This window comes from Larkinella humicola, assembly GCF_008727875.1.
Lineage (GTDB): Bacteria > Bacteroidota > Bacteroidia > Cytophagales > Spirosomataceae > Larkinella > Larkinella humicola.
Map to the genome: position 1 here is coordinate 927,134 of NZ_VTWS01000001.1, position 14,210 is coordinate 941,343.

A 14,210-nucleotide genomic window follows, 5' to 3' on the forward strand; every position below is an offset into this window, starting at 1 on the left:
TTTCGGAGAATGAAGCGTTATACCGCCAGGGTTAGAAAAAAATCAGGATCGGCCGTGTTTTCAGCCGCTATGGGTTCAAAAAGGTACCAGAGCAGAAAGTCGGGCAAATAGTCCAAATTCCCGGCTTGGGAATGGATGGCAACTACCGTTTTCCCTTGATCAACCGTTAAACCGTACGATAAAACGGCTTGCTTTTCCGCCAGTATCGACCACTCTGCCAGCGGATTACTTTTTATTTTTAATTGATAGGTTCGGCCTTCGTATTCGAAAACCATCGAATTACCATACCATGTTTCAGGATAAGCCCTGGCTACCTGTCTTTCATCCTGGTCAAAAATTTCCAGGGAACTTTGCCAGAATCCGGTTCTCCTGATCGTGAATTGTTTGCTGCCCACAATGGCGGTTGCTTTACCACCCGCAGTGTTCATACTGAGTGATCCTTCCTTCTCGTTTCCAACAAAAAATGTATAGATCCCTTCGTTTATTTTACGCCATTTTTTTTCCATTTTCCAGCATTTATTTGCCCTATTTTTTCAGTATCCTACAATGATCATTTCAGTAATCCAATGAGCAGCTATATTATGAAATTAAGTCCAACAAGCATATTTGATAACAATTCAATAATACACCTGCTAACAGTCACGTTTATACGTTAAATGATTTTTAAAATAGCTATTTAACCTTAAGAAACTTAAACAGAATATACCTCATTTCCAAATTAATTTTCTGGCAAATTTTATAAAAACAGGCTATTTCTGAATCGGATGAAAGCCGAATTAACGCCAGATGAACAAGGCCATAACAAAAAATCCCGGCTATGGTCTATAACCGGGATTTTTTGTTATGCCTGTTACTACACGTTACACTTCTGCATTTTCCAGATGCTGGAAATCTTTCATCGCTTCATTGGCATTTTCAAACGCTTTCCGGTTTTTATACTCAAACCACGGTTTTGTAAAGTACTTCTTCATGAAGTTGTCAATCCGCATTTCCCCGAGCAGATTCCAGGCTCCCTGAATCCGTTTCAGCCAGGATTCATTGAGAACCCGGAGCGACAGTGCATACCCGCCGTCGATGTATTCAATGTAATGCCAGTAACCGGCTGGGATGTAAAGCGTTTCGCCGTAGTCCAGGGTGCATTCGTACCCTTTGACGTGCTGTAAGCCCGGGTATTTCTGATAGTCCGGTTTGTTGACGTTCATATACGAAATGACCGAAAACGGGAGCCGATACAACAGGGGCGTATATTCCGGCGCGAACAAAACCACCCGCTTCCGCCCCACAAACTGCGTCAGGAAAACGTGCGACAGGTCAATGTCATAGTGCATGTGTACCACCGACCCGGCTCCCCCGTAAAACATAAATGGCAGACTCATCGCAAAACCGTCTACCAGATCCGGCTTCAGAATGTCTTTTTTGAGGGAAGGAATGTGCTTGAAAATATTGAAGAGAAAAATGCGTAACTGGACGGGCTGATTGGAAGAAATTTTGTCCAGATAATCGCCAAAATTCATACGTTCATCGACAAACATCGTGCTTTTGTCTGGCTCGGCTGGCTTGTTATTGTACAAATCGACCGTTAGATGACCGGCCCGTTCTTTAAGCTTCTCAAAGGACCAGTTTGTATAGGCCGGCCAGTCGTGACAAAAATCTTGGATGATGACGGGCTGGTGATTTTTGAAATAAGATTGTTGAAAAAGAGCTTTATCTTGTTTGCTGATGCGATCGATCGGAACGAGTTCAAGTGCCATGCTGGTAGATGAATACAACGTACAACCCAAATTTTATTGGATGTAACAAGATTTCTACCAATGAGTTCACAAACCCACTCGAAAATCAGGAGGAGAAGGCATTAAATTTCAATTAATGCGATCCTGAAATAATACAATCAGGCAATCCCGCCGTACCTTCTTCCGGTCAGTATGGAAAAAATCCATCCCGTGTTGGCAAAAAGGCACGGCAGGAGCCGGTTTTGGAGTCGTATTAAAAAATGAATTTTGTCGATAAAAATTCGGATTGGTGCTGCTCGACAATGTCGTTCAATATGGCCTTGTTCTGCGCCGTATCTTTCGTGGCCACCACGGTGCGGATGGAAAATGACCGCAGTGCATCCTCCACCGACAGGGTGCCTTCCGCCGAGTCTTTCCGGCCCGTAAACGGAAACGTATCCGGGCCACGCTGGCATTGCGCGTTGATATTCACCCGGCTGACCTGGTTGACCAGCGGATCGATCAAACGCGCGAGCGGTTCGCTTTCGCTCCCGAAAATGCTGACCTGCTGGCCGTGATCCGCATCGATGATGTAGGCAATCGGCTCATCAATATCGTCGAAGGGAACCACCGGAACCACCGGCCCGAACTGCTCTTCACGGTAAAGTTTCATACCGTCCTTTACGGGATAAACCAAGGCCGGAAAGACGAAAGATTCCACGGTTGTACCGCCCCCTTCATTCATAATCCGGGCGCCCTTCGCTTCGGCATCCCGCAGACACGCATCCAGATAGGCCGGTTTTCCGGGCTCCGGCAGGGGCGTCACCTGCGCACCTTTGCTCCACGGCATTCCGGGTTTCAGCTTGTTCAGTTCTTCGCCCATGCGTTGCAGAAAAACATCGGCTACCGACCGGTGTACCCACAGGATTTTTAGGGCCGTACACCGCTGCCCATTAAACGACATCGCACCCAGCATACACTCTTTCACGGTCAGCTCGATGTCGGCATCGGGTAGAATAATGGCGGCATTTTTAGCATCCAGACTCAACACCGCCCGCAGTCGGTTGCTTTTGGGGTGCATCTTTTTGAGGCTGTCGGCCACCCGGCTCGACCCAATGAGCGCCAGCACGTTGATTTTGCCCGACTTCATCAGTGTCGGCACCACCGTCGCTCCCCGCCCATAAACCGTATTGACCACTCCCTTCGGAAACGACGTCCGGAACGCGTCCAGCAGCGGATGATGCAGCAGCGTACCGTGTTTCGGGGGTTTAAACAACACCGTATTGCCCATCAATATGGCCGGGATCAGCGTCGTATAGGTTTCGTTGAGCGGGTAATTGAACGGCCCCATGCACAAAACGACGCCCAGGGGCGAGCGACGAATCTGGCCGATGATGCCTTCTTCGATCCGGAAACGCGAACCGGCCCGATCAACGTCTTTGAAGGCGTCGATGGTGTCGTAAATATATTGCACGGTTCGGTCGAACTCCTTGATCGAGTCGGCCAGGGTTTTCCCGATTTCCCACATCAGCAGGTTAACGACAGCATTTTTCTGCTCCATCATCTTCCCGACAAAGCGCTCCATGCACTCGATCCGATCCGTTACCGACATCGTCGGCCAGGCACCCCGACCGCTGTCGAAAGCCCGAACGGCGGCATCCAGCGCATCCAGGGCTTCGTTGTCATCCACCGGCAAGGGGTAACTGCCGATCACTTTCCGAACCAGTCCGGCAGGCGTCTGAACAAAAATGGGCGACACCACTTCCTGCGTCGGACCGTCCCACTGCCGGATTTCACCATCCACGAGGTAGTCCCGCTGATGCAATTCTTCGATCCGAAATTCTTCCGGAATCTGGTCTTCTGCCGGAAACAGAATCTCCAGTTGCTGTGCTAAATGAGTCATACTATCAAATAAGAAATGGTAATTGCAACGTAAAAAGGCACAAAAAAACCGTCCTCAAGTCAGGCAGGCCGGTCGATCAATCAGAAGTCGATGAAGAATGAACAGTGGCTGATCTCGCGAATCAGCCCTGCAAAAGTACAGAATGTGTGACGAAACGTGGCTACAGAATCACCAGAAATATTGGGAATGTCGGATAACTACTACTCTATTTTACCTTTTTTTTAATAAATACGGTTTTATCAGGCAAAAAAACAGCCCAAATAACGCATTTGGGCTGTTTTTTTAGAAATAGGCGCCTTTAGGGTTTCAGTAATTTTATGGTTACCGCCTGCTGACCCGATACCACCCGTAAGAGGAACAGACCCGTCAGTTCGCGGTCCAGATTGAATTGCTGTTTTTCAACGACACCGGCGGTTTCTACCGCCCGCTCGCTGATGATTCGCCCGCGGACGTCAGTGAATTGAAACCGTACCGGTTTCCCTTCCACACCCCGAACTTCCACGCTCGTTTGCTCACCAACGGGATTTCCCAACACCGTCACTGACAAACCCCGTTCTGCAGACTCCACCGAGGCTCTCGCCGGCGACGGACAAGTCAATGATTTTGGCGCATACTTCAAGGTATAGGTGCTGTTCCGCACTTTGGCACTGATCTGGTGGGCTTTCCCATCTTTCAGACTTACCGGCGTCGGAAAGCTATAGGCATGACTGCCATTTCCCTTCCCGGCTTCGTCCAGATCCGTTCTGTAAATATCCGCTTCCGCGGTTCCGATCACCTTACCGTCGGCCGAAAACTCGATCGTTACGGGCGAGTCGGGTTTGTTCCGGTCCCACGCCCACCCGCGCATCGTACCACATTCTACTTTATCCAGATAGCCATCAAAACTACCGGTTACGGGCCCTTCCGGTTCCGGCTCTGGAGCCGGAGCGGGTTCCGTGGCCGATTTTACCCGAATCAGAAAAGCATCCGTGCCGGTTGCGCCGTCGTTGTCGGTTGCTTTCACCGTAACGCTCAGTGTTGCCACCGACGTTGGCGTACCGGCAATGAGGTTCGTAGACGCATTGTAACTCAGACCAGCCGACAAACCGTTCACCTCGACTTTGGCGATGGTTCCATCCGAATCGCTGAAATGGCTTTCCGAAACAGCCAGGCTAAACGGTTTGCCAACGGTGGCATCGCGGTCTGCATACGCCGTAATAATCTGCGGTGCCTTGTTCACGTCGGGTTGGGCTGGTTCGTCCATCTCATTCAGTAAATCTTCGATCAGTGTAACCTGGACCGGTTTTTTTCCGGATTTATTGTATTGATCCGTCCAGCGATTGGTGATGGGCGTGTAGGTGTCCCGAAGAATTTCCGACAGTTTGTAACTGATGCTGCTGCCGGTTTGCACCTGCGTCACGGGTTGATTTAGCAAACCGGCATCCACCACCTGGTTGACCAGCTCGGTGAGGGTGGCGCGGGCGTCTTTTCCTCCAAAATTGGCCAGCGTCAGCATGGACGCCCCGTGGTCAAAACATTCCTTCACCTGGTTGTAGTAGGTATCGATTGAAACCGTTTGCCAGAACATTCCGTCGACGGCATTGATCATGAACGCACCCGGTTTTAAGTTGCCACGCACGAGGTCCATCGAAAACCGGTGGTTGTAGGTGGGGCCGTCGTTAAATTTCAGCCCGTCCGAGTTCTGGTTCAGGCTCTTGAAAGCATACGTGCCCCGCAGACCACTCAGCCGGTCCCAGACGGCTCCGTGCTGATTGACCACCCGGATCGACCCATCGACGCTCTTGATCGTGTTGGTAATGTCGTTCAAAAACCGTTCGAGCAGGCGGTGCCGGAAGACGTACCAATCCAGCCCCCGGCGATTGGCGCTAAAGATGCCCCGTGGATCGCTGGTCGTGTTGCCCGGTGGCACGACGGCATTCCAGTCGCCAAAACCGGTGTTCCAGCGCTTGTTGAGATCCGAAAGCGCGAATTTCTGCTGCAACCACTGCCGGAAGGCAGTTTTCATGGGATCGCTGTAATCGAAGGCAATGACCACCTTGTCGCCATCGGCCTTGTCGAGTACCGGCGAATATTCGGATTCCAGAGCAGGCGAGGCCACCACGGAGAAAAACAGCAGCTTGTTTTGCTGTTGTAAATAGAGATACCGCCGGGTGGTTTCCTTCACGAAATTCTTCGCCAGTTCGATCGTCGGCTGGTGGGCGTAGCTGAACTGCGTGATGCCACTGCCCGTACTCCTTGACCCATCAGCCGCCTGCATGGTCTCGTTGGTCTCCCAAAAATCGCCCAGCAGCTTGATTTCACGACCGACATGAATTCGCAGGGCAATCTTCAAGCCCAGCCGCAAGGCGGTTTGGACGTGTGAATCAACCACTTTCCAGTTGGGCACACTCTGGCGGGTGGGATAAACCCGGTCCCAGTTGATGGTAATTTCAACGGCATTGCAGCCCGCTGCGGCCGAATGTTCGATGCGCTCATCGTCGACCCGGGGATCATTTTCAAAATTAAAGATGGTGACGCCCATATACCGCTGCCGGTTGACGGGGGCGGGTTCGTTGGACAGGGTATTTAACGGCATTGTGACGGGGTGGATGACTCCCCCACTGCCCCAGGCCGTACTAAAACTCAATCCCAAAAGGAGGACAAGGCAAGCCAGTAGATCGTTACGGTTTTTCATACGTTGCGTTAATAAATAAAAAAATGTTACTATATTGATTTATATAAATCCATAGATATCCGATCGGGATAAATCCCGTTTAAAAAGTAAAGGGCAAAAAGGGTTCGATCCGACAGTCTGCGACTGTTGGGGGCTACAGGTAAATCGAAATGGTAGGGTGACTAACTACTCCCAGGACGCCACGTTCTACTTCACAGTAACAGCAGGATGTTGGCTCGAAAGCGTGGGAAGCTGCCTGCTTCAGCGCCCGGATTTGATTTCGAATCGTGCAAATTTAGTACGGCAAGGGTTCGCCGGAAAGAAAAATTTTACTTTTTTTGAGCATACATCAGCATATGATTGCGGAGTGCCGATGAAAGTTAACAGACGTATTTTTCATATGAAAATAAGCTGAACACCCAAAGAAGCGTTGGAAAAACTGTCTCTTATCGAAGGTTTAAAATTCTGATAATAAGATTAATTTGTTCACAGAAGGGATTAAGACAATAAATGTGCCAGATCCCGGGTGCACCGGCAAAAGGGCTAATTATCAGACAATTATTTTATATAAACTGCTTAGGCGCTCAGCAGGGCAACACAATCGTGCATAGCGTATACTGATTGAGTTTGCTCTCGACGTCGAGTCGTCCTCCGTGTTGCTTGATAAACTGGCGGGATAACGAAAGTCCCAGCCCGATGCCCGAGATGAAGGAGGTGTTCGACGCCCGGAAGAACGTCTTGCCAACATGTTCCAGTTCTTCGCCCGGAATGCCAATCCCGAAATCCCGGACCGATATCCGAATTTCATGGTCTACCGTATCGATCCCCACTTCTACCGGTTTTTCGGAACCGATGGAATACTTTAACGCATTGCTCATCAGGTTTTCCAGCACCTGCTCCAGAATGACCAAATCGCCTTTTGCCCAGATTGTCTCCTGATCGCTTTGAAACTGAATCCGCTGGTAATCCGGATGCTGTTCGAGTTGTTGCGCAATCAAATTCTTGCAAAAAGCCACCAGTTCTACATCCTCGATCCGGAGCGCGATCTGCAGCAACTGCATGCGATCCTGAAATAACACTTTCGTCAGCAGTTTGTCGAGCCGCTGGATCTCCTGGCGGGTCTGGTGGGCATAATGCGCCACTTTCTCGGCCAATACCGTGCCCATCGACCGTTCGCTGAATTTGGCCAGCGCTTCGGCAGCCAGCAGAATACCCGTCATCGGATTGCGGAACTGGTGTGAAACAAAGGTGATAAACTGCGACTGGTGCGTGTTTATTTCCCGTTCATGCCGCAGCACCCGGTTAACCTCCTCCTCGGCGATCTGCAAGCGAATCAAATCCATATCGGCCTGATTTTTAGCCTCCTGAAGATTTTGCATCGTCACTGCCAACTGCCTTTCTGCTTCTTTGCGGTCGTTAATATCCAGGTATGAAGCCACCACGCCGTCGTCGTTTTTGATAATCGCTATGTCGAACCAGCCGCGTAATGGCTCACCCGCATAATACCGCTCGGTGCGTCGGGGTTCGCCGTTTTCAATGGCCTGGGCATAATCAGCAAAAATTAACTCGCGGGCTTCCGGAAATAACCCTAAAAACCGCTTTCCAACCAGGTCACTCACCGAGCGTTTGAGCAGCAAAGCGTATTTTTCGTTGGCCCCTTCGTAGACGAAATCGATGAGATTCCCCTTCCGATCGCGGACGGCTTTCAGTTGCGAAATCGCAATCGGTGAGCCATCCAGCATCGTTTGCATGGTTTCTGTCACCTTTTGCAGCCTGACCTGCACTTCTTTGAGAGCGGTGATATCAATTGTCGTTACAATAATCCGGTGGTCATACCGGGATATACTGATTTTATACCAGCCGACAAGACCGTTGCGGTGGTGGAATTCGGTTTCGAACTGGTGGGTTTGATGGGTTTGAAAGACCTGGATAGCTAACGCGCACAAATCAACGGTTATCAGACTTGGCAAAAGGAGCTTCATCGACTCACCGATCAGGGCATCCGACGGTCGATCAACCAGTTGAGCCGCCAGCGGGTTCAGCAACACCAGCCGAAAATCCGTCGGCTGGCCATCGTCGCCGAAGACCGGATCGTAGACGTATAAACCCGTTGGAATATTGATCAGGATACCCTGCAATAAATCAGACTGGTCCTTCGGCTGCTCTTCCGGCGGGAGGGATTTTTTCGGTTTATCATTCAGGGAATCCGCCATGTGCCGTTCTCAGGAAGCCAGACCATGTGAATAAGTAGTCAGCCGCGCAGTTTATAAAAATACCTACGATTATTTTATCGGTGCCAGCACTCCTCTACCTTCCGGACATTTCCGGGATGAGCCTGTATCAGTGACAACCCATTTACTTGATGAATGTTCTGTAAATTTAAGCTAATTGCTTAAATTTCAATAAAATACTGTCGTTATCTATGGCATTAACGCAGTACATTTCAGATCGCAGACAGGGGTATTTTTCGGAACAATTTTACCTAAAATCGGCCTTAGAATTGCGATAACGCTAATCCCTACACGTAGCGTCAGTCCAGCCGGGTAGATGTTCTATCCCAAAAAGGCCGAAAAAGCTATGAAAATAGTTTACCTGCTACGGATGAACCGAATTAGGTTCGGGTAAGCTGATCGGACATTTCAAGCCAGTAGCGGCAGATCGAGTTGACAAAGTAGGCCAGATCATCAAACCGGTTGGGCTTCACCACATAGGCATTAACACCTAGCTGGTAACAAAGGCTGATGGTAGCGGGTGAAGCAGAGTTACTTACCATTAGCACCGGAATGTATTTCCCCCGCGGGTTGTTCCTGATCGCCGACAGGGTGTCGATCCCGTCCTGTTTTGGCAATTCCAAATCCAGTAAAATCAAATCAGGAAGCTCCCCATCGGCATTGTCCAGTCTTTCCATCACCAACTGACCGCTGAGGAAGAAATCCAGTCGGCTTTCAAGCTTTTTCTCAAAAAAAGCCTTTTGGAGCAGAAGGCCATACTCCGCATCGTCATCGACGATCCAGGTTAAATACGCTTGCTTGCCGGTCATGATGAGCAGGGGTTCAGGACGTGTTTATAAAGATAACAACTATCCCGCCGTATTCATGATTACCAGGCAGTCATTTCAATAAACTTATTTTAGTGATGGCACGCCAGCCTGCTCGGCTAAACGGTTGATTTCCTGATTAATCAGAACCGGAACGGTGGAATCCCAAAGACCCGGCAAACCATAAACCATCTGTGATGAAGCTCCTTCGTATCCGCCTTCTTTCAACACCGTGGCGGATGGAATGTAGCCCATCACATCGTTGGAATACCCCAGCACGAAAAGGTCGGGACCAAACCGTTTTTTACACGCAATGGCGTATTCGATGACGAGCTCACCCCCAAACGCCAGCAGAGGCTGGTCGCCCAACTGCCACACCTGCAAGGGGTACGGATAGTGGGTCAATACCGGCTTGCCCTGCTTTCTTTCGGCCAGCATCCGGGTTGCCCAGCGTTTCATGTAACTCTCCCCTTCCTGGCTGGTTTTCGTCAATTCCGCTTCCGAAGGCGGAGCGGCCAGTGGAAGGTCAATTTCGGAATAGGCGGTTCTGACCTGGGCCGTCAATTTCCGCATGGGTTCTTCGAGCACGCGATCCACGGCCACGGCCAGTTCCCGACCGTGTTGCCGGGCCAGCGGCACGGTTCGGCGGGGCATCGGGTTCTGATCCCCGGCGGCTCCTTGAAAAAACAGCGCCATCGCACCTGGATGCGCTTTTTCCAGCTCCAGTTGGGCAAACCCGACGTAATCGCCCGACCATTGGTATTGATCCAGCACGGTGGGGTGACAGGCGTATCCGAAGGCAATGGCTTTGAGCTTCCCGGCCTTGTCGAGCACCTTGATCACCGGAACCGCGTGGTCATTCGGGCCTTTCAATTCCGTCTGCTCCCGCAGCGAGCCTTCCTTGTTGTTGCGCCGGTTGACCTGAAACCGCGTTACACCATTCTGGGCAAATAGTTCCGCCGGTTCAAGGTCTTTCAGAGCTTGCCCAACCAGCATCACCATCAGGTCTTCCAGTTGGCGGGTATACCGGTTGATCTTCGCCAATTCGCTGGCATCGAGCGGGTAAATATCGTACAGGGCGTGGGCCAGAACCGGCCCGGAATGGGTGTGCGAACTGTTCAGAAGGATCTGTGCTTTCGACAGCCCGAACTGGCGGTTTAGCCGCTCCCGGATTTGGTCCGAGAGTTTTTTTGGGAAACCCAGCAGATCGGTGGTCACCAGCACCACCCGGTTTCCTTTTTCGTCCTCCAGCGCCAGCGCTTTGGCCCACAGATCGTGAAGTTTTCCCTCGGCGGGACGGGTACGGGCGGCATACCCCGCCATCCACTGCGGTTCATTCGGTGTAATTACCGTTCGGGCCACCCCGGCTTTCCAGCCCTGCGCCCAAACCGTCTGGACCGCCAGCAGCAAAACGATCACCCAGCGTATGCGTTTCATCGCTTATTTCGCCAGAAAAGTTTGAATCAACGCATTCCACTCGTCGTCCAGCGAGCCGGAAAAAACCGCTGCACCCGCCCGGCGATACCAGTACCCGGCGTTCCACTCGTCGCCTTCCTTGCGGTGCAGATAGGCGTGCAAACGGTCGTAGTCGCGGGTTCCTTCCTTACTCTGGGCAATGGTATGGGCCTGTTCCCAATTGCCTTTGGCGTCATACCAGAGGGCTTCGGCAACCGGGTGCAGACCAAACGGCGGTTGGGCGTTCGTCAGGGTGTTGGTAAATTCAGTCAGGTTCATGGGGGGAGTTTCCAAAAAATTGCGGCATAAAATTCATCAGAAACGCTTCGTCGGTGGCCCGGGTAATGGCCGTGTAGAGCCACCGCACAAAATCCTGGTTCACCTGTCCGTCAGGCAAATAGCCCTGATCGACAAAAACCGCCGGCCATTGCCCGCCCTGCGCCTTGTGACAGGTCAGGGCGTAGGCAAACTTTACCTGCAACGCACTCAGATACGGGTCGCGCCGGATGGCTTCGGAACGTTCCTTTTTCGATTTGATATAAAAATAATCCTGCTGGACGCTCTCATACAACTGCTTGTTTTCATCCCGCCCCAGCGAGGGCTGCGGGGAATACAGCGTATCGAGAATAATCTTGGTTTCAAACTCGGGTTGCTCCTCCAGATCGACCAGCCGCAGGGTGACGGTGGCAAATTTAAGACCGTGTTGTTCTTCCCGTTTGCGGATTTTCATCACCTCCACAAAATCGCCGTTGGCCAGAAAACCCGCCGGTGAATCGTCTTCTAAAACCGTATAATTGTTCTTGACAATCATCAGCATGTCACCCGCGTCAAGTTCTTCTTCACACTGGTTGATGGCCCGGCGAATGTACTGGTTGTACTGCACGGCCATCTTGTTGGAACGCGTGATGATGATGGTATTTTCGCGCCCGTACTTGTCGTAGCAATACCGGATTCCGTCTTCCAGCTTTTCGCCGGTCATTTTATAGATGTCCCGGAATTTCCGAACGTTCAGGTGGATCTTTGGATTCGGTTCGTTCAGCACATCCCGCAGGTTGGTGGCATTCAACAGAATACCCGAATGCTCGTCCTGCCGCATAACCTCCACCAACTCCTGTTCCACCACCACCATGTCGAAATGCCGCTCCAGGTACCCTTTGTCGAGCGCCGGGCTGAGTTCCTTGCCCACGGGCGGAAGCTGCGCCACATCCCCCACCAGCATCAGGCGGTTTCCGGGGTTTTCAAACACAAAATCGACCAGGTCGGCCAGCAAACCGTTCATGCCGATCTCTGAATCATCACTGATCATCGAGGCTTCATCGACGATAAAAACCGTGTCTTCGTGGTAATTTTTCTGCCGCTGAAACACCAGATTTCCCGAACTGGAGTCGGCCACCTGGCGGTAAATTTTCCGGTGAATTGTCTGGGCCATGCGCTTCGAGTAATTCGCCATGACCTTGGCCGCCCGGCCCGTGGGCGCCAGCAGAACGGATTTAAACCCAAACTTAGGCAACACTTTGATCAGCGTACTGATGAGGGTGGTTTTTCCGGTACCGGCATAGCCTTTGAGCAAAAAGCAATCCCGGTAATTTTCATGCTCTGACCGAATCATGAACGGATTCATCTGTTCAAAGAAGTGCTGCTGCCCGGGAGTAGGCTTGAAAGGGAAGCGTTTCGCCAGCAATTCTGCGGGCGTGAGAGTATCATTCATTGTACGAATATACGGAATAACAGCCGGTTTTTTCAACCGATTTTTACAAACGCCGGTAGGGAAACCGGCATCCCTGCTCATCCTCAAACGTAACGATTTCGTTCTTTATTACAAACCGGTAGGGCTTCGAAACTTCCAGGGCATTGGCAATCTTTACTATTTGCCGGTCCACGGCATACGTCCCGGCATCCCAGGCCATCGCCACGGACGTTACTTCCGACTGCGTTTGGTATACTCCGTTCGCGCTGAACTCGATCACATCCGGATACATCTGACTGCACTTCGAGGGGTTCACTTTTTCCCAGGAACCCACCAGCGGATTGACGTCTTCCTGCTCGGCTTTGACCGGAGGCCGCTGGCACGACAGACTCAGGCATGCGAGGAACAACAACCCGCTGAGCAGTCTGCGCACACGCGATGGAAAGGAAAGCATAGGCGGTTTTTTTTCAAACTTAGGCGTACTTCTTTTTAAAAACAAATCGACTGCCACCCTTGAATCACCAAGCAAGTTTTGATAATTCCAAGAATTATGAGGCATATAGCCCCCAAAATACAACACCGCATTGCTTTTATCATACCTTTTTTTTATTTTGATCCCAACCCATTTACCAAACTTCCTTAAATCATGAAAATCCGTCAGGTTTTGCAAGGCAAAACGATCAACACCATCTATTCCGTCACGTCCGACACGACGGTTTATGAAGCTTTGGAAGCTATGGCTACCAAAAATATCGGGGCTGTTCTGGTGATCGACGCAGGAAATTTGTCGGGAATCTTTTCAGAACGCGACTATGCCCGAAAAGGGATTTTGAAAGGCCGGGCGTCGAAAGACACCCTGATCAAAGAGGTCATGACCGCCAACCTGATCACCATCAGCTCCGATCAACGCCTGGAAGACGCCATGCTGATCATGTCTGACAAACACATTCGCCACCTGCCCGTCGTCGATGAAGGCAGCCTCATCGGCATTATTTCCATCAATGACGTCGTTTCAGCCATCATTCACGATCAGAAAGCCCGCATCCACTCCCTGGAAAGCTACATTTCGGGAAGCCCCTATTGAGTTGAAAGCATACTTTTTTGCCCCTAAATCCCCTAAAGGGGACTTTCAGCATCCGGTTTAAGCGGTGTCCAAGTCCCCTTTAGGGGATTTAGGGGTAAAAAGCATAACTCATAACTCTTAACTCCTGTTATATTTGCGGGCTGAAACCACCAGAGATCAACTTGGATATTGCACGCGAAGAAGTAAAGCGGCTCTACGGCAATCGCCTGCGGCTGCGGGTATGCGGTTTGTGCCTCATGGACGGAAAACTATTGATGGTCCGTCACCGGGGCATTGGCCCCACGGATACCTTCTGGTGTCCGCCGGGCGGTGGCCCCCAATATGGCGAAACCGCCTACGAAGCCCTCGTCCGGGAATTTCACGAAGAAACCGGACTGGATATTGAAGTGGGCGAACTCCAGTTTGTTAACGAATTTATGCAGACGCCCCTGCACGCGATGGAGTTGTTTTTCGAGGTCCGCATTGTGGGCGGCCACCTTCGCCAGGGGTTCGACCCGGAAATGGACGCCGAAAACCAGATCATCACCGAAGTGCGGCTGATGACGTTCGAGGAAATCAAAACGTACCCCGAAAACGAAGTACACCGCATGTTCCGCCTGTGCCAGTCTATGGAGGAGGTCTTCCACTTAAAAGGTTATTTGAAACAATAGCGGTGGTCTGTCGGGTATTTTTGTACATTTAG

12 protein-coding genes are annotated in these 14,210 nt (G+C 51.0%); 2 read left to right on the forward strand and 10 right to left on the reverse strand.

Features of this window, described 5'->3' with window-relative positions; genetic code table 11:
- Window positions 1–17: 17 nt before the first annotated feature.
- From F0P93_RS03970 to F0P93_RS04015, 10 genes are all read right to left on the reverse strand, one after another.
- Window positions 18–506, reverse strand: coding sequence for a hypothetical protein (locus tag F0P93_RS03970; RefSeq protein ID WP_150874996.1), 489 nt, complete (start codon window positions 504–506; stop codon window positions 18–20).
- Window positions 507–860: 354 nt separating this feature from the next.
- Entirely contained in the window at window positions 861–1,751 is an 891-nt protein-coding gene (locus tag F0P93_RS03975) for a cupin-like domain-containing protein (RefSeq protein WP_150874997.1), read from the reverse strand.
- A 232-nt stretch (window positions 1,752–1,983) separates the two neighbouring features.
- Window positions 1,984–3,612 (reverse strand): NADP-dependent glyceraldehyde-3-phosphate dehydrogenase, encoded by a 1,629-nt coding sequence (locus F0P93_RS03980; RefSeq protein WP_150874998.1) that lies wholly within the window; start codon window positions 3,610–3,612, stop codon window positions 1,984–1,986.
- Window positions 3,613–3,910: 298 nt separating this feature from the next.
- A complete protein-coding gene (locus F0P93_RS03985; protein ID WP_150874999.1) occupies window positions 3,911–6,286 on the reverse strand; it encodes a putative Ig domain-containing protein in 2,376 nt (791 codons plus the stop codon).
- Window positions 6,287–6,849: 563 nt separating this feature from the next.
- Entirely contained in the window at window positions 6,850–8,478 is a 1,629-nt protein-coding gene (locus F0P93_RS03990) for a sensor histidine kinase (RefSeq protein WP_150875000.1), read from the reverse strand.
- Between the two features lie 398 nt (window positions 8,479–8,876).
- Entirely contained in the window at window positions 8,877–9,305 is a 429-nt protein-coding gene (locus F0P93_RS03995) for a response regulator (protein WP_150875001.1), read from the reverse strand.
- A gap of 84 nt (window positions 9,306–9,389) precedes the next feature.
- The gene (locus tag F0P93_RS04000) at window positions 9,390–10,739 is read right to left on the reverse strand and encodes a neutral/alkaline non-lysosomal ceramidase N-terminal domain-containing protein (protein WP_150875002.1); all 1,350 of its coding nucleotides are present in this window, start codon (window positions 10,737–10,739) and stop codon (window positions 9,390–9,392) included.
- Window positions 10,740–10,742: 3 nt separating this feature from the next.
- Complete coding sequence (locus F0P93_RS04005; RefSeq protein WP_150875003.1) at window positions 10,743–11,036, reverse strand: hypothetical protein; 294 nt, start codon at window positions 11,034–11,036, stop codon at window positions 10,743–10,745.
- The gene (locus F0P93_RS04010; RefSeq protein ID WP_150875004.1) at window positions 11,023–12,465 is read right to left on the reverse strand and encodes an ATP-dependent DNA helicase; all 1,443 of its coding nucleotides are present in this window, start codon (window positions 12,463–12,465) and stop codon (window positions 11,023–11,025) included. Before F0P93_RS04010 ends, F0P93_RS04005 begins: the two co-directional genes overlap by 14 nt.
- Before the next feature lie 43 nt (window positions 12,466–12,508).
- Window positions 12,509–12,877, reverse strand: coding sequence for a hypothetical protein (locus F0P93_RS04015; RefSeq protein WP_150875005.1), 369 nt, complete (start codon window positions 12,875–12,877; stop codon window positions 12,509–12,511).
- Window positions 12,878–13,090: 213 nt separating this feature from the next.
- On the opposite strand from F0P93_RS04015, the gene F0P93_RS04020 reads away from it, so the two are divergent.
- Window positions 13,091–13,528 carry a CBS domain-containing protein gene (locus F0P93_RS04020; protein ID WP_150875006.1) on the forward strand — a complete coding sequence of 146 codons (438 nt, stop codon included), beginning with the start codon at window positions 13,091–13,093 and terminating at the stop codon, window positions 13,526–13,528.
- A 161-nt stretch (window positions 13,529–13,689) separates the two neighbouring features.
- On the forward strand, window positions 13,690–14,178 hold the full coding sequence (locus tag F0P93_RS04025; RefSeq protein WP_225309364.1) for an NUDIX domain-containing protein: 489 nt from the start codon (window positions 13,690–13,692) through the stop codon (window positions 14,176–14,178).
- Window positions 14,179–14,210: the final 32 nt, after the last annotated feature.